We start from the raw sequence: 17,413 nt of genomic DNA on the forward strand, positions 1-17,413 counted from the left end.
TGGGGTGGCTAGCTGCCGTTCGGTTCCAGCCGCCAATTCTTTGGTAAATCGGCGAAATAACCCCATGATTGCCAGGAATTTTCGCTGCCAGATGGTCGGCTCGACAACCGCCACTCTGGCGGGTCGGGAAAGCCATGCCACGCCAGCTGCATCAGCAACAGGTCTTCGCCATTTTCCGTGGCATAATACTCGACATCGTATCCTGTCAGCTTTTCTCTTTCGATACCAAACACCGACGATCCAGCTTGTCTTATCGATGCCCAGCGAATGGGCTTTGTCGCTCTTTCTAGAAAACCGGCGAGTTGGGCGTCCGCTATTTCGTCGGAAGCGTCCCATGGGTCAGCTTCCCAATCGTTTGCAGCGGAATTCATACGGTCGTCTTGCGACATTCATGCCTCCTGTCTGACACTAATTCGCCACTCGAACGTCCGCAATCGGGTCGTTAGCTGACTGTCGGCTCCTGTCACATCGATAACTCGGAAAATCCTTCATGAACTGGGGTGGGAATCTGCCGTCAGAGTTCAACCGATCCAGCTAACACCTTTGTGCGATCCACTTGTGGGAATACCCCTATTGCCTCTGCAATTATTCGACGCCCTTCAACGGTCTCGGGCGTTTCGCATTGGGGATCGAGCACGGTCAAAGCGGACTTTTCGCCACTTTCAAATCCCACGTAGTATTCGATAGCAGGATGAAGCCGTTCGGGGCATCCGGGCATGGAAGTAAAGAGGTCTTGTGCGTTGTCGGAACGAAGACGCGCTAAACTTCGACGTAATCGATTGGCGGTAATGGGGAGAAGCTTGCCGTCAGCGCGACTGAGAGTTTCTGGTGGGGTTTCGTTCCGGTATCCGATGATCTCAATCTGGTAGGAGTTGTCGGGGTGAATTAAGACATTGAGGGTCCTTGAGGGAGACTCCTCGCTTTCCACCTCGAAGTTCCAACCGAAGCCTACATCGGCCTGAGCGAGCCGCTCATCGCTCCAGACTTCCTCGCCTAGCAAGTTTTGGTCAGAGCATCCGGCCGCGCCAAGAGCGAGAATCGCAAGGAAAAAAGCGGGTCGCATCGGTCTCAGGATAGTGAAATCCTGAATGTCCGCAAACGGGTCGTTAGCTGCCATGCGCTCTCACCCATTCGAAACCCGCTTGACGCCTTCCGAACCCGGCCCCCATTTTCGCGCGTATACGCATACGTACACGTAAGGGACCGAATTTACCCCCATGCAACTGGTCATCGTAGAATCGCCGGCCAAGGCGAAAACCATCGAGAAATACCTCGGCAAGGATTTCAAGGTCCTCGCCTCCTACGGCCATGTCCGCGACCTGCCGCCCAAGGATGGCAGCGTGCGTCCGGACGAGGATTTCGCGATGGACTGGGAACTCTACCGGGACAAGCAGAGCCGGTTCAAGGAAATCGCCGACAACGCCAAGAAGGCGGATCGCCTGATCCTCGCCACCGACCCCGATCGCGAGGGGGAGGCGATTTCGTGGCACGTTCGCGAACTGCTGGCCAAGCGCAAGGCGCTGCCCAAGGAAGTCGACCGCGTGACTTTCAACGCCATCACCAAGCAGGCGGTGACCGATGCGATGAAGGCCCCGCGCGAGCTCGACCAGCCGCTGATCGACGCATATCTCGCCCGCCGCGCGCTGGATTATCTCTACGGTTTCACACTTTCGCCGGTCCTCTGGCGCCGCCTTCCCGGCGCGAAGAGCGCGGGCCGCGTGCAGTCGGTGGCGCTGCGCATCATCGTCGACCGCGAGATCGAGATCGAGCACTTCAAGGCCGACGAATACTGGTCAGTCATCGCCAAGCTGGAGCAGGACGGGACGCAGTTCGACGCCCGGCTGGTCAAGGTCGACGGGCAGAAACTCGACAAGCTGACTCTCGGTAACGAAGGCAGCGCCAAGGCCGCCAAGAAGGCGGTCGAGGATGCGCGCTTCACGGTCGAGGATATCGAAACGAAGCCGCTGAAGCGCAATCCCGCGCCACCGTTCACCACCTCGACGCTGCAGCAGGAAGCCGCCCGCAAGCTGGGCTTTTCGGCCAGCCACACGATGCGCCTCGCCCAGTCGCTCTACGAGGCGGGTGCCATCACCTACATGCGTACCGACGGCGTGCAGATGGACGGCAGCGCCATCAATGCCTGCCGCAAGGCCATCGCCGATCGCTACGATGCCTATTACCTGCCCGACAAGCCGCGGTTCTATTCGACCAAGGCCAAGAATGCGCAGGAAGCCCACGAAGCGATCCGTCCCACCGATTTCAACCGCGACCGCGCGGGCTCGGGAGACGAGGGCAAGCTTTACGACCTGATCTTCAAGCGCGCGATGGCGAGCCAGATGGCCGCCGCGCAGCTCGAACGCACCACCATCACCCTGCGTGATGGAACCGGCAAGCACGAGCTTCGCGCGACCGGCCAGGTGGTGAAGTTCCCGGGCTATTTCGCAGTCTACCAGGAAGGCTTCGACGACAAGGACGACGACGAAGACGGCCTGCTGCCGGTAGTGAACAAGGGCGATGCCCCGGCCAAGAAGGCGGTCGAGGCGAACCAGCATTTCACCCAGCCGCCGCCCCGCTATTCCGAGGCGAGCCTGGTCAAGAAGCTGGAAGAGCTCGGTATCGGGCGTCCGTCGACCTATGCCAGCACTATCCAGACCATCCGCGACCGCAATTACGTCAGGATGGAGAAAAACCGTTTCTTTGCAGAGGAATCGGGCCGACTCCTGACAGCATTTCTGGAACGTTTCTTCCCGCAATATGTCGCGTTCGATTATACGGCCGGGCTCGAGGAAGAGCTCGATACGGTGTCCGACGGGCGCGAGGACTGGAAGCAGCTGCTCGAGGCCTTCTGGCGCGATTTCAAGCCCAAGACCGAAGAGGTCATGGACAAGAAGCCGTCTGAAGTGACCGAGGTGCTCGACGACTTCCTCGCCGACTACCTTTTCCCCGAACGCGCCGACGGCAAGGACCCGCGCCATTGCCCGCTCTGTGAAACCGAGGGGCGCGATGGCGGCAGGCTAGCCCTGCGCGGTGGTCGTTATGGCGCTTTCGTCGCCTGTGCCAACTATCCCGAGTGCAAGTTCACCCGCCAGTTCGCCAAGCCCGGTAGCGAGGGTGAAGACGGCGGCCAGGACGCGGTGCTGGGCGAAGATCCGGAAACCGGCCTTCCGGTCGAACGCAAGACCGGCCGCTTCGGGCCGTACGTCCAGCTTGGCGAGGGCAAGGACGCCAAGCGGGCGAGCATTCCCAAGGACCTCGACGATTTCGATCTGGAGTGGGCACTCAAGCTGCTCGCCCTGCCGCGCATCGTCGGTGCGCATCCGGAAACCGGCAAGGAAATCGAAGCGAATATAGGGCGTTACGGGCCATATCTTCGTCATGATGGAAAATACGGAAAGCTGACCTCGACCCGCGAAGTGTTCGAAGTCGGCATGAACCGTGCTGTGGCGATCCTGTCCGAGGCGGCTAACCGAAAAGGCGGCGCACGCGGCAAGGCGGAACCGATCAAGACGCTGGGCGCGCACCCGACCAGCGGCGGCGAGATCAAGGTCATGCCGGGCCGCTATGGCCCCTATGTCACCGACGGTACGACCAACGCGACGATCCCCAAGGACGTGAAGCCCGAGGACGTGACCGAGGAACAGGCCATCGCGCTGATCGATGCCCGCGCAGCCAAGGGACCGGCCAAGAAGAAGGGGCGCAAAAAAGCCGCCCCGAAGAAGAAGGCAGCGCCCAAGAAAAAGGCCTCGGCGAAGGACTAGCGCCGGACTTGCTGGCGCGCTCTTCCTAGAGGAGCCAGGCGATCGGGAGCTTCGACAGCCCCCGGACGACGAAGCGGCTGAATGCGCTGGTACCGGGTTCGGTCGTGTGGACCTTTGGCGGATCCCTGTCGGATACGGTCCAGGTCAGCCCGCCGTCCTCGTCCGCGCTGACGCGATAAGCGTTGGCGGGAAGGCGCTGGTCGAGCCGCGCCACCATTTCCGACGCCAGTTCCGGAGCGTCGATCACGAAGCCCATCTCGCAATTGAGCAGGGCACTGCGCGGATCGAAATTGAAGGAGCCGACGAACAGGCGCTTGCCGTCGATGGCGAAGGTCTTGGCGTGCAGGCTCTCCCCGCCGCCGCTGAAGCGTGACGTGCCCAGCGCCTTCATTTCGAGCCGAGCGTCATCGCCATGAGGCCGCGCTTCGTAGAGTTCGACCCCGGCATCGACCAGCGGCTTCCTGTTCGGGATATATCCCGCATTCACGATCGGCACGTCGGTTACGCCGATGCTGTTGGTGACGATCCGCGTCTCTACTCCCCTCCGGGCAAGGTCCGCCAGCATATCGGTGCCGCGCTCGGCAGGCACGAAGTAGCCCGAAAGCAAGTCGAACCGTGTCTGCGCATCCGCGATAATCGGCGCGAGATGCGCTGCAAGCAGGTCCTCTTCGGGAATGGGGCCTGCTGCCTTGCGCGGATCATCGGCCAGCAGCTCGATTTCCGCCCATGTAAAGCCGCCATCGCGCATCGTGCGCTCCAGGCTGGCGAAGGCATCCGTAGCAGCGGCGGCATAGGCGCTTGCCAGGTCGCTGTCCGCGTGCCGGGGATTGCGCCAGTTTTCGATCATGCGGTCCTCGACCCCGTCAAGGATCAGTTCCGCGGGGTAGGAGGCTTCGCTGGCCCAGTAACGCTGGAATTCGGCCGCGACCTGCGGGACCACCGAACCGATGGCGAAGGCGTCTAGGTCGATGAACAGCCGTTCGCTTGCCGCACCGAAATAGACGTCGCCGACATTGCGCCCGCCGACCACCGTGATCGCGTCGTCGACAGTCAGCGACTTGTTATGCATCCGGCGGTTCAGGCGGGGAAAGTCGAACAGGTAGTTGATGCCGCGCGGCTTGCGAATGGTCATCGGATTGAAAATCCGCACGTCGATCCGCGGATGCGTGACCACCGCAGCCCACATCGGGTCGAGGCCGGCGGTGGGATTGTCGTCTATCAGCAGGCGTACCCTTACACCGCGATCGGCGGCGCGGACGATCTCCGCCAGCAGCATCGAGCCCGACAGATCGTCTTCCCAGATATAGTACTGGGCATCGATGGTGCGTTCGGACTTGCGAACCATGGCGGCGCGCATGGCAAAGGCGTCGAGGCCCGTGCCGAGGAGCATGACACCCGACTTACCGGGCTGCGTCGCGGCATGTCCGGCCAAGCGTTCGGCAAGGACGCTGTCAGTGGTGGTAACGGCTGCATCGGCAGGAAACAGGTCACGCGATGGCAGCGGATTGGCGAGTTTCAGGACCAGCCCGAGCACCGCCAGGGCAGTGATTATCGAGACGAGGACTATCGCGATACTGGCCAGCCTGGACCTGCCTTTCCCCGGTTCGCGGCTTTCCTTGCCCATGACCCGGTCAACCCGACCCTAAAGTCCCAGATAGCCGACTGTCAGGCTGACCGCCAAGGCTACCATGCTTGCACCCAGCGCAATGGCGGCAGGGCGAGCCTCACGCTTGCCGTAGACGAGCGTGACACCGAGCTTCACTGCCATGTTGGCAAGGATGGTGCCCGCGATGGCCAGCGCTGCCAGCTCCGGTGCGATCGTGCCCGGCTCCAGCCCTCCGGCAGTGACGATTGCCGCGTCGACATCCATGCTGCCCATGAGCAGCAGCAGGATGGCGATTCCCTGTTCGCCGAACTCGCTTTGCGCCCAGCGCGCTGCCACGGCCGCTACGGCGACAAAGGTGACGAAGGTCAGCGCAGGCAGCAGCGCGATCGGGTTGCCGGGCGGGGCGGGGCCGGTGCTGCTGGGTGCCTTGCGGTAGAGCAAGTAGGCGACCCCGAAACCGACGATCAGAGCGGGTGCGACAACCAGAACGAAATGGGGCAGCAGGCTGGTTGCCAGCAGCGCCACAAGCACAATGACGCGCAAGTACATGACCGCGCTCGCCAGTGCGATGCCCGCGTTCTCTGCCCCACCACCAGAACCTGCGCCGATTTTCTGGGCGAAGGAATGGGTCACGGCGGTCGAGCTATAAGCCCCGCCGATGATCGCGGTCGCGATGGTGCCCTTGCGCGCACCGAACAGCCGGTTGGCGACGTAGCCTGCAAAGGAAAAACCGGTGACGATGATGACCACCAGCCAAAGGGTCTGAGGCTCCCAGGCATCATAGGGACCGAAGCGGCCCTCGGGCAGGAAGGGGAAGACGGCGAGCGCGATGACCGCATAGCGGGCGAAAGCCTTGATATCGGCTGCATCGAGCGCGCCGACCCAGCGATGGACCTCGGTTCTCAGCGCGAGCACTGCCGTCAAGACCGCGCCTCCTGCCACAGCCAGCGCCGGCTCGCCGGTTCCGGCGAGAAAGCCGAGACCGAGCGTGACCATCGCAGCCACTGCCGAGGTCGCGTCTGGCTTTCCGTCCGCAAGGCTGGAGCGGGAGTAACCGATGGCGACGATGGCTGCCGCGCCCGCCAGAACGACACCTCCGCCGACGGGCTGCCCGGATGCCGCGACCAGGCCGGCGAGACCTGCGGCCAGGGCAAGCAGGGTGAAAGTGCGGATCCCGGCAACGCGCTGACCATCTTCGGCCTCGCGCAGCTTCCAGCCGCGCTCGATTCCGACGAGCAGGCCGACGGCCAGCGCCGCGCCCAGTGCAAGGGCTTCATTCCCCCAGCTCAAGCCTGTCCCATCCCCTCGACCAGCGGCAAAAGTGCCACGGACAGGAATGTCAGTGCCTGAGCCTCAGCGCAAGCAGCGTGGCTTAGGCGCCGGCATCCTGCTTGCCGGACATGACTGCCAGAATGATCCAGTTCAGCGGGACGAGGAACAGGTACACGATGACCAGCAGCAGCGCCGGTCAGCCGATGTCGCGCGCTCTCTTGCCGATCAGGTTGAGCTGACCGATCGCCACGACGATACCGGCGGCAAAGAAGGCCAGCAGGGTACCGAGGGCAAGTGGCTGGACACCGGGCGTCTCAGCCGTACCGCCAAGCCGCTCGAACACGCCGATGCCGCCGCCAATCGTCATGGCGAAGACGATCAGAATCAGGCCGAGGCCAAGTGTAAGCAGAAAAAACTTCCCGCGGCCGACCTTTCCGGTCGTGAATTCCCCGAACATGTCCTGAAACATCTGAGCGGTCCTCCCCTAATCGGCCCACCATGGGGCGAAGAGGAGATACCACGTTCGCGTGAATGCAAGGAGAAGGCGTCAGCGCACCCAGTCGAGGCCCATTTCCTCGAACATTTCCTTGTCCTCCGTCCAGCGTTCGTCGGCCTTCACGTGGAGGAAGAGGTGGACCTTCTGGCCCAGCAATTCGGACAATTCCTTGCGGGCTGCCTCGCCGATAGCCTTGATCCGGCTGCCACCCTTGCCGAGGACGATCGCGCGCTGGTTGTCGCGCATCACCACGATCTGCTGGTGGATTTCGACGCTGCCATCGGGACGCTGGATGTATTTTTCCGGGCGAACCGCGCTGTCGTAGGGCAATTCCTCGTGCAGCTGCTTGTACAGCTGTTCGCGCGTGATCTCGGTTGCCAGCAGGCGTTCCGATGCATCGGAGACTTGGTCTTCGGGATACATCCACGGACCTTCCGGCATCAGCGCCGCAAGCGCTTCCTTCATTTCGGGCACGCCATCACCGGTCAGGGCGGAAACGAAAAACACGTCCGCAAACTCGACCTTTGCGCTCAATTCCTGCGCCAGAGCGAGCAGCGGTTCCTTCTTCGCCCGGTCGACCTTGTTGAGCACCAGTATCTTGCGTTCGGGCCGTGCAGCGATCTGTTCGATCAGCGGTTCGAGTTCGTGTCGCCGCTGCTTGATCGGATCGACGAGCAGAAGCACGGCATCGGCCGCCTCGGCGCCTTCCCAGGCCGCGCTGACCATGGCGCGGTCGAGCCGGCGCTTGGGCGCGAAGATGCCGGGCGTGTCGACCAGGATCATCTGCGTATCGCCCTGCAGCGCGATACCCATCATGCGTGCGCGGGTGGTCTGCGCCTTGGCGGAGGTGATCGCGACCTTCTGCCCGACAAGCTGGTTCACCAGCGTCGACTTGCCGGCATTGGGCGCGCCCAGCACGGCGACGACGCCGCAACGGGTGGTGGGGGTATCGCTCACGCGTATTTCTCCATGAATGCTGCGGCGGCGGCTTTCTCGGCCTCGCCCTTGCTGCCGGCAGTGGCTTCCGCCTCGCCGACCTTGTGTACCTTGACGCGCACGGTGAACTGGGCCGCGTGATCCGGACCCGAACGGTCGATGACCTCGTATTCCGGCGGCGCGCGGCGATTGCCGGCAGCCCATTCCTGCAGCGCGCTCTTGGGGTGTTTGCGTTCGCCTGCGCCGCTTTCCAGTGCAGGTCGCCAGAGCAGGTGGACGAGCTTGCGCGCCTCTTCGAAGCCGTTTTCCACGAACTGCGCGCCCAGCAGCGATTCCATCACGTCGCCAAGGATGTTGTCGCTGTCACGCCCGCCGTCGGCGCGTGCCTGCTTGCTGATCCTGATATGCTCGGCAAGTCCGATGCCGCGCGCCACGCCGGCGCACATCTCGCGGCTGACGATGGCATTGAGGCGCTGGGCAAGCTTACCTTCCGGCGCCTCGCTGCGGTCGAACAGCCACTGGGCGATCGACAGGCCGAGCACGCGGTCACCGAGGAATTCGAGCCGTTCGTAGTCCTTCTTTTCGCCCATGCTCCCGTGGGTCAGGGCCGCGCGCCATAAGGCCTCGTCCTTCACCGTAAATCCGGTCGTCTCGAGCCAGGCGAGCGTTTCGGGAGACAGGCCGGTCAAATGCCCTCTCCGATACGGTCCCATCGTGCGGCAGTGAACCATGTCCAGGGCAGCAGCCATTCTGCGCTTCCGTCGGTCGACCAGAGCACCACGCCGGCCCGTCCGACCAGCAGTTCCTGGTCGATTACGCCCACACCCTGTCCGCTAATCGCAGGAAAGCGGCTGTCGAGCGAATTGTCGCGGTTGTCGCCCATCACAAAGACCTTGCCGGCCGGCACCACGAAGGGTGCGGTGTTGTCGGGATCGATCAGGATGGGCTGGCCGTCGGCACCGACCATGAGATTGCCGTCAGCATCGCGTAGCGGCCGGGCGCCGACATTCCCGAAATCGAGCGTCATGTAGCTCTTGCCCGAAGGCAGCGTCTCGCGGAACTGGCGATAGCGGCAGAGGTTGTCGATCACCGTCCCGCCGTCCGACCGGCAGGCGGTGTTCGCGCTCATCGGGATGTCGGCATATCGTGCTTCCTCGCGCTTCACGGGCTCGCCATTGAGGATGAGCTGTCCGTCCTGCACCGCGATCGTGTCGCCCGGCAGCCCGATCGCGCGCTTGACGTAATCGGTGCGGTCGACCGGGTGCTTGAAGATCACCACGTCGCCCCGTTCGGGCAGGCTGGCGAGGATCCGCTCGCTCGGCCCGGGCAGGCCAAGGGGCAGCGAATTCTCGTTGTAGCCGTAAGGCCACTTCGCCGCGATCAGGTAATCGCCCGTGCGCAGGCCCGGCATCATGCTCTCGGAAGGGATGGTGAAAAAGCTGGCGACGAAGGTGCGGAAAATCAGCACTACCAGCACCAGCTTGAGGCAGAATACCAGGAAGCTGCCCCAGCTTTCCTCTTCTTCTTCCGGCTTGGCCGTATTCGTATCCGTAGCGTTTTCGCGGATTGCGGGGTTCTCATTCATCGCCGCATTCCCTAGTCGCTGACGCCTGACCACGAAAGGACTTTCGCCCAGCCATGACCAAGACCGCCGCCGACCTGTGGAGCGATCTCGACGAACTGCCGCAGCCGACCCTGCTCGAACTCTTCAGCACGGTCCGCGACGGGGGCGAGGGTGCGGACGAACCCGGCGGCGAAGAACGCGTCGCCATGCTCTCGGGCAGGCTGGAGCTGGCAGAGGACGGCACGGACGATCCCATGGCGCCGGGCGGCATCCTGTTCGACTGGTCGAAAACGCACCTCGACCGGGCGGTCCTCGAGATCTTCGAGCAGCTGGCAAAGGCGATGGACTTTGCCGGGATGCGCGCAAAGTTGTTCGCGGGTGAAGTGGTCAATCCCACCGAAGGGCGCGCTGCCGACCATGCCACCCTGCGCGGTGTCGGCGACGAGGCAAAGGTCGAAGAAGCCGCCGCACTGATCGACCGCATGGGCATGCTGGTAGAGGCCATCCACCAGGGCGCATTCGGCGAAATCGATCACCTGATCCACATCGGTATCGGCGGCAGCGCGCTGGGCCCTGCGCTGGGCGTCGATGCCCTCAGTCGCGACCTGTCGCTGTGCGACGTCCATGTTGTCTCCAATATCGACGGCGTGGCGCTGGAGGCCGCCTTTGCCAAATGCGATCCGGCCAAAACGCTGGTTGCCGTTGCCAGCAAGACCTTCACCACCATCGAGACGATGACCAACGCTGAAAGCGCGCTCAAATGGCTGCGCGACAATGGCGTCTCCGATCCGGGCGGGCGCGTCATCGCGCTGACCGCTAACCCCGAGGCTGCCGTCGAATGGGGTGTCGATGAAACGCGCATCCTCCCGTTCCAGGAAAGCGTCGGCGGGCGCTATTCCATCTGGTCGAGCATCGGTTTCCCCATCGCGATGGCAGTGGGCATGGACGATTTCCGCCAGATGCTGGCAGGCGCTGCGGCGGTCGACCGGCATTTCCGCGATACCGACGGGCGCGACAATCTCGTCCTGCGCGCTGCCTTTGCCGACCTCTATTATGCGCGCGTGCGCGGCTGCCAGACCCGTGCGGTCTTCGCCTATGACGAGCGGCTGGGCCTGTTCCCCGATTACCTCCAGCAGCTGGAGATGGAATCGAACGGCAAACGCGTGACCGCCGACATGAAGCCGGTCGATGGCCCGACCGCGCCGATTACCTGGGGCGGGGTAGGCACCGATGCGCAGCACGCCGTGTTCCAGCTGCTGCACCAGGGCACGCACCTCATCCCCGTGGACTTCATCGCCAGCATCGGTCCGGGTGACGATCTCGACCCGGCGCACCACCGCATCCTGCTGATGAACTGCTTTGGCCAAGGCGCAGCGTTGATGACCGGCAAGAAGGGCGAGGACCCGGCACGCAATTACCCGGGCGATCGCCCTAGCGCCACGATTCTGTGCGACGATCTCGACGCGGCCACGCTGGGCGCGCTGATCGCCTTCCACGAGCATCGCACTTTCGCCAATGCCGTCCTCATGGGCATCAACCCCTTCGACCAGTTCGGGGTGGAGCTGGGCAAGCAGATGGCCAAGGCGATCGAGCAGGGCGGCGAGAGCTTCGATGCCAGCACCGAAGCCCTGCTCGCGGCTGCGGGGCTGAACGACTAGGTCAGGGCAAAATACATCGCCGCCAGGGCGCCCATCACGGCGATCGCGATCCAGTTCCACGCCTTGATCACCGCATCGGGGCGCGCTTCAGCCGGCATTTCGCAGCGTGTCACCACGAGGTGGTTGAGCAGCGCCACGACCGGGGCGATGACGAAGCTGGCAGAGGTCACGAAGTCGAGGAAGCCGGTCAGGTCCCGCAGCAGAGTGAAGATCGTCACCAGCGCGATGACTACGAACAGCAGGCAGAAACCGGCATATTCGCGGCGGGTGTAGGACACGTCTTCGCGCTGCTGGAAGATCGCCAGCGAGGCGGCCGCGATGCGTGAATAGGCGTCCACCCCTGCGATCACCGTGGTCAGCATGACCGACAGTGCCGCCAAGGCGGCGAGCAATGCGGCCCATTCCCCCAGCGCGGCGCGATAGAGGCCGACGAGCTGGTCGGCGAAACCGGGCGCGTCGGGCAGGGGAGCGATACCGTCGGGGTGCATGACGCCCGCGCCCATGATGCAGAAACACACCGCCATGAACGCCGTCAGCACATAGGGCCACAGGAAGCCGCTGCGCGCTGCCGAGAGGGGCGGGTGCGCGCCTTGCGGCAATTGCCGGTCGCCCTCGACCTTCCACAGCGACAGCGCGACAGAAACGTCCATCGGATTGGGCATGAAGCCCGCCAGCGCGACGATGAACAGCAGCGCCGCTGCCTCGCGGGTCCAGCTGAAGTCGACCAGCGTGGCCCACTGCACCTGCGGCAGGACCGTCGCGGTGGTAATGAGTGTTGCGATAGTCAGGAAGGCGAGCAGCCAAGCGTTCACCCGGTCCAGCAGGCTGTAGCCGCCGATAAGCAGCAGAGCCGTGGCTGCGAGAATAACGGCGGCTGCAAGGACCGGAATCGGTGCGACCGGACCTACGATCACTGTCAGGATGCCCGCCGTCGCCGCCCCCAGCGCCGCCCAGATGATCGGCACCAGCGGCGTGACCAGCAGCAGGAACAGGATCAGCGCCCAGTTTCCAAGCTCACGGTATCCGGTAAGCAGCGAACGACCGCGCGCATGGGCGAAATCGACGCCAAAGCGGTAGGCCGGGTACTTGAGCACATTGGCGAATACGATGACGACGACCAGCGCAAGGCCGAACATGGCTCCTGCGCGGGTTGATTGGACGAGGTGCGATGTCCCGATCGCCGCACCGGTAAAGATCAGGCCCGGTCCGGCAAGGCGGCGCAGCAGTTCGTTCTTCATGTTTTCGGCAGTCCCCTAAATGCCAAGGGCGCGCATCGCACGCTCCAGCGTTTCGCGCGGTGCGTCTTCCGGGAAGGGGAAGGCGCGGAAAAAGCTTTCGGTACTCAGGTCCGGATCATCGCGGAGAGTGTGGGCCAGCCATTCGGCGGCCTTGTCCTTGTCCCCCGCAAGGTGCGCCGTTACTGCGGCGATCAGCTTGATATGCTTGTGGGCGCCGGGGGTAAGGGCGGCCCGCTCGCCGAATTCGGCTGCCTTCCCGATATCGCCGAACTGGAGATGCGTGAGCGCACGGCTGGAGATCATCGCATAGGCCATCGGGTCGAGCGGGCTGAGTTCCAGGGCAAGCGCAAGGTCGCGGTCGGCCTGCTCGGCCTTGCCAGCAATCGTCGCCACGAGTCCGCGGTTGTAGATGCCTTGCGCGAAGCTCGGGCTGAGGCTGGTCGCGCTGTCGAACCATGCGATGCTGTCGTCCAGTCGCCCCTCGAGCCATGAACAGCGCCCCAGGCTGAAATGGCCGAACGGATCGAGCCGGTCGGTCTCCACCGCTTTTTGGGCGAGCAGCCTGGCTTGTTCGACATGCCGTTCGGTGTCGTCTTCATACGCCATGAACGCGCTCTGGAAATGGGTGAACGACAGGCCTGCCATTGCCCGCGAGAAGTAGGGATCGCGTTCGAGTGCCACTTTGAACAGGTGGCTTGCAGAAGCATTGTCCTGCGGATTGAACCGGTACATGTGGTCGACGCCGAGGTGGAAGCTCGCCCATGCGTCGAGATCTGCGGTGGGCAGCCCGCGGGCATGACGCACCTCGTTCTGCGGGATCCGGACGAGCACGCTTTCGATCACGCCGCGCTCTATCTCGGGGCGTAGGCCCTGAAGGTCCTCGACCGGGCCGGAGTACCGTTCGGACCAGATGCTGCGGCCATCGCGGGTGTCGACGAGCGCGACCTGCACGGTGACGGTCCTGCCCGCCCTCTCGATGGCGCCGGTCAAGCAATAATTGACCTTGAGCGCTCTCCCCACGGCGATCGGGTCGCTGTCGGCACCGCGGAACCGGAAACTGGATCCGCGAGCGATCACGAACAGCCAGTTGATCCGTGCCAGGTCCATGATGATATCCGCGGGCAGGGCGTCGGCGACGATATCGTGCGACCCGCGCTCCCCCGTCAGCTCGAACGGCAGCACCGCGATGGACGGGCGGAAATCGCGGACGGCGTCCGTCGTTTGCACGGGTTCCGGGGCAATCGCTGCTGCAGGCAAGGTCGAGGCATGGGATTGTTCAACGCTGGCCACGAAGCGGAAGCCGCGCCCGTGAATCGTGCGGATGACGCTTTGCGCCTTGCCATTGTCGCCCACTGCCTTGCGCGCAGCCTTCACTCGTGCGGCTACCGCCGATTCCGATACGATACGGCCATCCCAGACGGCATCGATGATCTCGTCCTTCGACACCATGCGGTCGCTGTTCTGCGCGAGGAGTAGCAGGAGAGAGAGCACCTGGGGTTCGACATGGACGCGTTCGCCATCGCGGCGCAGCTCGAATCCGTGCGAATCGAGCTCGAAACTTCCGAAGCTGACGACCCGGGGTATTGGTCCGTCCATCCGAACATCCCCGATTGCGGCAAATCTCCATGAAAAGGTCAGACATCTTCATGCCGAGGTCAAGCATGGAGGTGCGGCAGGACGTATCAACAGGTCATCGGAACAGACCGATCGACACTTAAGAAACGATACTTTCCAAGGAGAATACCAATGCCGCTCGTTACCATCGACGTGATCAAGAACGTTTTCACCGACGACCAGAAGAAGGACCTCATCGGCAAGGTGACCGAAGCCATGGTCGAAGTCGAAGGCGAAGCCATGCGCCCCGTGACCTGGGTCCGCATCATGGAAGTCGAGCAGGGCGACTGGGGCATCGGCGGCCAGCTGCTCGGAGCAGCCGACGTGCACGCACTTGCGGGCAAGAAGGCCGCCTGACCGCGCGCCCGCCAACCCGTCCCGAAGAGAGGCCGTCCCGTATGGGGCGGCCTCTTTTGGCGCATCAAAGCTGGCGACTGCGTTCGATTTCGCTGCTTCCCGCAGGCAGCGAGAACAGCATGCCGTCCTCGCCCACGATTATGGGGCCATCGTAATGCTGGTCCGCATCTTCGAGAAAGGCCGGATAGAGGATCGTGCTGGGCAGGGGCGGGACCAAGTGGGTGAGAACCAGCATCTTTGCCCTGCTCGCTGCCGCGCTCTGTGCCGCCTGCTTGGGGGTCGTGTGATAATCCATGATATCGGCGAAGATCTGTGCCGCATTGGCATTGCCTTGCTCGCCCATGGCATCGCCCATCTTGCCGACGAGCGTGGCCTGGAGCGCCTCATGCACGAGCAGGTCGACCCCTTTGCAGACCGCTTCGAGATTGGATGACCTGACAGTGTCGCCGCTGATACAGGCCGAGCGTCCCTTGTAATCGAAGCGATAGCCGACTGCAGGCTCGACCGGGGAATGGTCGACGCGGAATGCGGTGACGACCAGCCCGCCTTCGTCATACACGACCGCGCTGGAGGCCGGCAGTTCGAAAGGCATGGCGGTCCCGCCGCTACCCGTGGGCGGCGCTACCACCTCGCCGTGATGCGCGATGCGATAGGTCTTGTCGGCCGCGTAGGCAGCGGTGAACCCCTCCACCAGGCCCTCGACACCTGCGGGACCGTAGACAGGCAGCGGTGTCCGGGCGGCGCCCCGGGTCCAGTGAAACAATTGCAGCGGACCGAGACCGTCGATGTGATCGGAGTGGAAATGGGTCAGGAAAAGTGCGCGGACGTCACCGGCATTGAAGCCCATCAGCCCCAGGGTCTCTCCCCCGCCTTCGCCGATATCGACCACGAACAGCCGGTCGCCTGCCACGACGATGTTGCAGGGGCCGGCACGCTCGAGGTTCGGGAGCGGCGAACCGGTCCCGCACAAGCCGACATGGAGGCCGTCGGGCAGGTCTCTCGCGGTGTCGCGCGTCAGGTTTTGTGCAACCGCCCGTTCGAACAGGGCCTCGCCCACCTGCCGCTGAAACATCCATCCGAGCAGAAGGGCTGCCAGCACGACCGCCAATACTGTCAATCCGATCCGCTTTGCCATCCGTGCCGCTCGCCCAATTCTATCCCCGAAGCGGCGAAATATTCCCCATCTGCGAAGGCTGGGCAAGCGATGCCTTCGAACCCCGCGAAGCTATGCGCGACAGGAATACTTTGACTTTCGTGCCTCCTGCCCCCACATGGCCGCCATCGAAGCGCGCTAGCCAGCGTGAAGCGGCGATGTGAGAGACATCCATTGCCCCGGCCGCGCCTCGTTGATTTTCCAAGGACTTCCCTTTTCACGCGGGTCGTTTGACACCCGCGCCGCGCCCGGATTCCAAGTGGCATCCGTCTGCGCGCCGCAAGCATATTGCGAGTACACATGACACAGTTCACCGACCTCGGGCTTTCGCAGCCCGTCCTCCAGGCCCTCGACATGAAGGGCTATACTGAACCGACGCCTATCCAGGCGCAGGCCATCCCGCGCGTTCTGGAAGGCCGCGACCTGCTCGGCATCGCGCAGACCGGCACCGGCAAGACCGCGGCCTTCATGCTGCCGAGCATCGACAACCTTCGCGAGGCCGACCGGCAGACGCCGTTCAAGTCGTGCCGCATGCTGGTGCTTGCCCCGACGCGCGAGCTGGCAGGCCAGATCGCCGACAGCGCCAAGGACTACGGCGCGCTCGCCGGTCTCAAGGTCCATTCCATCGTCGGCGGTACCTCGGTCAACAAGGACCGCAACAAGCTGCACCGCGGTACCGACATCCTCGTCGCGACCCCGGGCCGCCTGCTCGACCTGATCGACCAGAAGGCGTTCAAGCTCGACGGCGTGGAAATCCTCGTCCTCGACGAAGCGGACCAGATGCTCGACCTCGGCTTCATCCACGCGCTGCGCCGGATCAGCCAGTTGGTCCCCGAAGACCGCCAGACGCTGTTCTTCAGCGCGACCATGCCCAAGCAGATCCAGGAACTGGTGGGCAAGTACTGCCGCAACCCGGTCAAGGTCAGCGTGACGCCCGAAAGCACGACGGCAGAGCGCATCGACCAGTATCTCTTCATGGTCCAGCAGGACGAGAAGCAGACCCTGCTCGAGATGATCCTGTCCGAACGCCATCCGGTGCCGGGCAAGTTCGAGCGCGTGCTGATCTTTGCGCGTACCAAGCACGGTTGCGACCGCGTGGTGAAGAAGCTAGGCCAGTCCGGCATTCCCGCCAATGCCATCCACGGCAACAAGAGCCAGCCGCAGCGCGAACGCGCGCTCGACGAGTTCAAGCGTGCCAAGACCCCGATCCTGGTCGCGACCGACGTTGCCGCGCGCGGGATCGACATTCCGGGCGTCAGCCACGTTATCAATTACGAACTGCCCAACGTACCGGAACAGTATGTCCACCGCATCGGCCGCACCGCGCGTGCTGGCCGTGACGGCGTGGCGATCGCCTTCTGCGCCGAGGACGAGCGCGATTACCTCAAGGACATCCGCAAGAAGACCGATGCGGAGTTCGAGCGCCTGCCGCTGCCGGACAATTTCCGCGCGGTGGTGGAGGGTGTCGGCCCGACCAAGCGCGAGCAGAAGCCGAAGCTGGCCCGGCCCAAGGTGCGCCCGACCGGCGATGCCGCGAACCGCAAGCCGAAGCTGAAGAACAAGCACCCGAACCGTGCCGGCGCGCCCAAGCGCGAAGGCGCGGCAGCAGGTGGCGGACGGCCGCAGGGCAAGCGCCCCCCGCGCAACCGCAGCCGCAATCGCCGTCCGGGCGGGGGTGGCGGTAATCGCTGATCCGATACCGGCGCGCGGAACGCGCCAGTTACTGGACAGTTCAGCCGTTCGGGCGCATTAGCGCGCCTT

The 17,413-nt window shown here is 63.7% G+C and carries 15 protein-coding genes; 4 read left to right on the forward strand and 11 right to left on the reverse strand.

All coding sequences use genetic code 11. The annotated features are described in order from the left end of the window. Nucleotides 1–8: 8 nt before the first annotated feature. Nucleotides 9–389 (reverse strand): hypothetical protein, encoded by a 381-nt coding sequence (locus GRI42_RS01990; protein WP_160606386.1) that lies wholly within the window; start codon nucleotides 387–389, stop codon nucleotides 9–11. 125 nt (nucleotides 390–514) lie between these two features. Beyond that, nucleotides 515–1,117 (reverse strand): hypothetical protein, encoded by a 603-nt coding sequence (locus GRI42_RS01995; RefSeq protein WP_160606387.1) that lies wholly within the window; start codon nucleotides 1,115–1,117, stop codon nucleotides 515–517. Between the two features lie 100 nt (nucleotides 1,118–1,217). Between GRI42_RS01995 and topA the strand changes: the two genes are divergently transcribed. After that, entirely contained in the window at nucleotides 1,218–3,758 is a 2,541-nt protein-coding gene (topA, locus tag GRI42_RS02000; protein WP_160606388.1) for a type I DNA topoisomerase, read from the forward strand. 25 nt (nucleotides 3,759–3,783) lie between these two features. Here topA and GRI42_RS02005 read toward each other — a convergent pair whose 3' ends face one another. The 6 genes from GRI42_RS02005 to lepB form a co-directional block, all read right to left on the reverse strand. Beyond that, complete coding sequence (locus tag GRI42_RS02005; RefSeq protein WP_160606389.1) at nucleotides 3,784–5,382, reverse strand: phospholipase D family protein; 1,599 nt, start codon at nucleotides 5,380–5,382, stop codon at nucleotides 3,784–3,786. An 18-nt stretch (nucleotides 5,383–5,400) separates the two neighbouring features. Beyond that, nucleotides 5,401–6,654: an MgtC/SapB family protein gene (locus tag GRI42_RS02010; protein WP_160606390.1), complete on the reverse strand. Its 1,254-nt coding sequence runs from the start codon at nucleotides 6,652–6,654 to the stop codon at nucleotides 5,401–5,403. Nucleotides 6,655–6,832: 178 nt separating this feature from the next. Continuing rightward, nucleotides 6,833–7,105 carry a hypothetical protein gene (locus GRI42_RS02015; RefSeq protein ID WP_160606391.1) on the reverse strand — a complete coding sequence of 91 codons (273 nt, stop codon included), beginning with the start codon at nucleotides 7,103–7,105 and terminating at the stop codon, nucleotides 6,833–6,835. 78 nt (nucleotides 7,106–7,183) lie between these two features. Then, nucleotides 7,184–8,089: a GTPase Era gene (era, locus tag GRI42_RS02020; protein ID WP_160606392.1), complete on the reverse strand. Its 906-nt coding sequence runs from the start codon at nucleotides 8,087–8,089 to the stop codon at nucleotides 7,184–7,186. Continuing rightward, nucleotides 8,086–8,757 carry a ribonuclease III gene (gene rnc, locus GRI42_RS02025; RefSeq protein ID WP_160606393.1) on the reverse strand — a complete coding sequence of 224 codons (672 nt, stop codon included), beginning with the start codon at nucleotides 8,755–8,757 and terminating at the stop codon, nucleotides 8,086–8,088. The genes era and rnc overlap by 4 nt, the downstream gene beginning before the upstream one ends. Next, nucleotides 8,754–9,653 carry a signal peptidase I gene (lepB, locus tag GRI42_RS02030; protein ID WP_160606394.1) on the reverse strand — a complete coding sequence of 300 codons (900 nt, stop codon included), beginning with the start codon at nucleotides 9,651–9,653 and terminating at the stop codon, nucleotides 8,754–8,756. Before lepB ends, rnc begins: the two co-directional genes overlap by 4 nt. Before the next feature lie 53 nt (nucleotides 9,654–9,706). Between lepB and pgi the strand changes: the two genes are divergently transcribed. After that, nucleotides 9,707–11,290 carry a glucose-6-phosphate isomerase gene (gene pgi, locus GRI42_RS02035; protein ID WP_160606395.1) on the forward strand — a complete coding sequence of 528 codons (1,584 nt, stop codon included), beginning with the start codon at nucleotides 9,707–9,709 and terminating at the stop codon, nucleotides 11,288–11,290. Here pgi and GRI42_RS02040 read toward each other — a convergent pair. After that, complete coding sequence (locus GRI42_RS02040) at nucleotides 11,287–12,528, reverse strand: hypothetical protein (RefSeq protein WP_160606396.1); 1,242 nt, start codon at nucleotides 12,526–12,528, stop codon at nucleotides 11,287–11,289. The genes pgi and GRI42_RS02040 overlap by 4 nt on opposite strands. 15 nt (nucleotides 12,529–12,543) lie before the next feature. Next, nucleotides 12,544–14,124: a winged helix-turn-helix domain-containing tetratricopeptide repeat protein gene (locus GRI42_RS02045; RefSeq protein ID WP_160606397.1), complete on the reverse strand. Its 1,581-nt coding sequence runs from the start codon at nucleotides 14,122–14,124 to the stop codon at nucleotides 12,544–12,546. 150 nt (nucleotides 14,125–14,274) lie between these two features. Between GRI42_RS02045 and GRI42_RS02050 the strand changes: the two genes are divergently transcribed. Continuing rightward, nucleotides 14,275–14,499: a tautomerase family protein gene (locus GRI42_RS02050; RefSeq protein ID WP_160606398.1), complete on the forward strand. Its 225-nt coding sequence runs from the start codon at nucleotides 14,275–14,277 to the stop codon at nucleotides 14,497–14,499. 64 nt (nucleotides 14,500–14,563) lie between these two features. On the opposite strand, the gene GRI42_RS02055 is transcribed toward GRI42_RS02050, so the two are convergent. Further along, nucleotides 14,564–15,634, reverse strand: a complete 1,071-nt coding sequence (locus GRI42_RS02055) for an MBL fold metallo-hydrolase (protein WP_160606399.1) — start codon at nucleotides 15,632–15,634, stop codon at nucleotides 14,564–14,566. Between the two features lie 318 nt (nucleotides 15,635–15,952). Between GRI42_RS02055 and GRI42_RS02060 the strand changes: the two genes are divergently transcribed. Next, nucleotides 15,953–17,344, forward strand: coding sequence for a DEAD/DEAH box helicase (locus GRI42_RS02060; RefSeq protein ID WP_160606400.1), 1,392 nt, complete (start codon nucleotides 15,953–15,955; stop codon nucleotides 17,342–17,344). Nucleotides 17,345–17,413 lie beyond the last annotated feature (69 nt).

This window comes from Qipengyuania gaetbuli, assembly GCF_009827315.1.
Taxonomy (GTDB): Bacteria; Pseudomonadota; Alphaproteobacteria; order Sphingomonadales; family Sphingomonadaceae; genus Qipengyuania; species Qipengyuania gaetbuli.

Bases quoted from the DNA above. Each gene is read 5' to 3' on its own strand.
- GRI42_RS01990 (WP_160606386.1), bottom strand. From the start codon at position 389: ATGTCGCAAGACGACCGTATGAATTCCGCTGCAAACGATTGGGAAGCT.
- GRI42_RS01995 (WP_160606387.1), bottom strand. From the start codon at position 1,117: ATGGCAGCTAACGACCCGTTTGCGGACATTCAGGATTTCACTATCCTG.
- topA (WP_160606388.1), top strand. From the start codon at position 1,218: ATGCAACTGGTCATCGTAGAATCGCCGGCCAAGGCGAAAACCATCGAG.
- GRI42_RS02005 (WP_160606389.1), bottom strand. From the start codon at position 5,382: ATGGGCAAGGAAAGCCGCGAACCGGGGAAAGGCAGGTCCAGGCTGGCC.
- GRI42_RS02015 (WP_160606391.1), bottom strand. From the start codon at position 7,105: ATGTTTCAGGACATGTTCGGGGAATTCACGACCGGAAAGGTCGGCCGC.
- lepB (WP_160606394.1), bottom strand. From the start codon at position 9,653: ATGAATGAGAACCCCGCAATCCGCGAAAACGCTACGGATACGAATACG.
- pgi (WP_160606395.1), top strand. From the start codon at position 9,707: ATGACCAAGACCGCCGCCGACCTGTGGAGCGATCTCGACGAACTGCCG.
- GRI42_RS02040 (WP_160606396.1), bottom strand. From the start codon at position 12,528: ATGAAGAACGAACTGCTGCGCCGCCTTGCCGGACCGGGCCTGATCTTT.
- GRI42_RS02045 (WP_160606397.1), bottom strand. From the start codon at position 14,124: ATGGACGGACCAATACCCCGGGTCGTCAGCTTCGGAAGTTTCGAGCTC.
- GRI42_RS02050 (WP_160606398.1), top strand. From the start codon at position 14,275: ATGCCGCTCGTTACCATCGACGTGATCAAGAACGTTTTCACCGACGAC.
- GRI42_RS02055 (WP_160606399.1), bottom strand. From the start codon at position 15,634: ATGGCAAAGCGGATCGGATTGACAGTATTGGCGGTCGTGCTGGCAGCC.
- GRI42_RS02060 (WP_160606400.1), top strand. From the start codon at position 15,953: ATGACACAGTTCACCGACCTCGGGCTTTCGCAGCCCGTCCTCCAGGCC.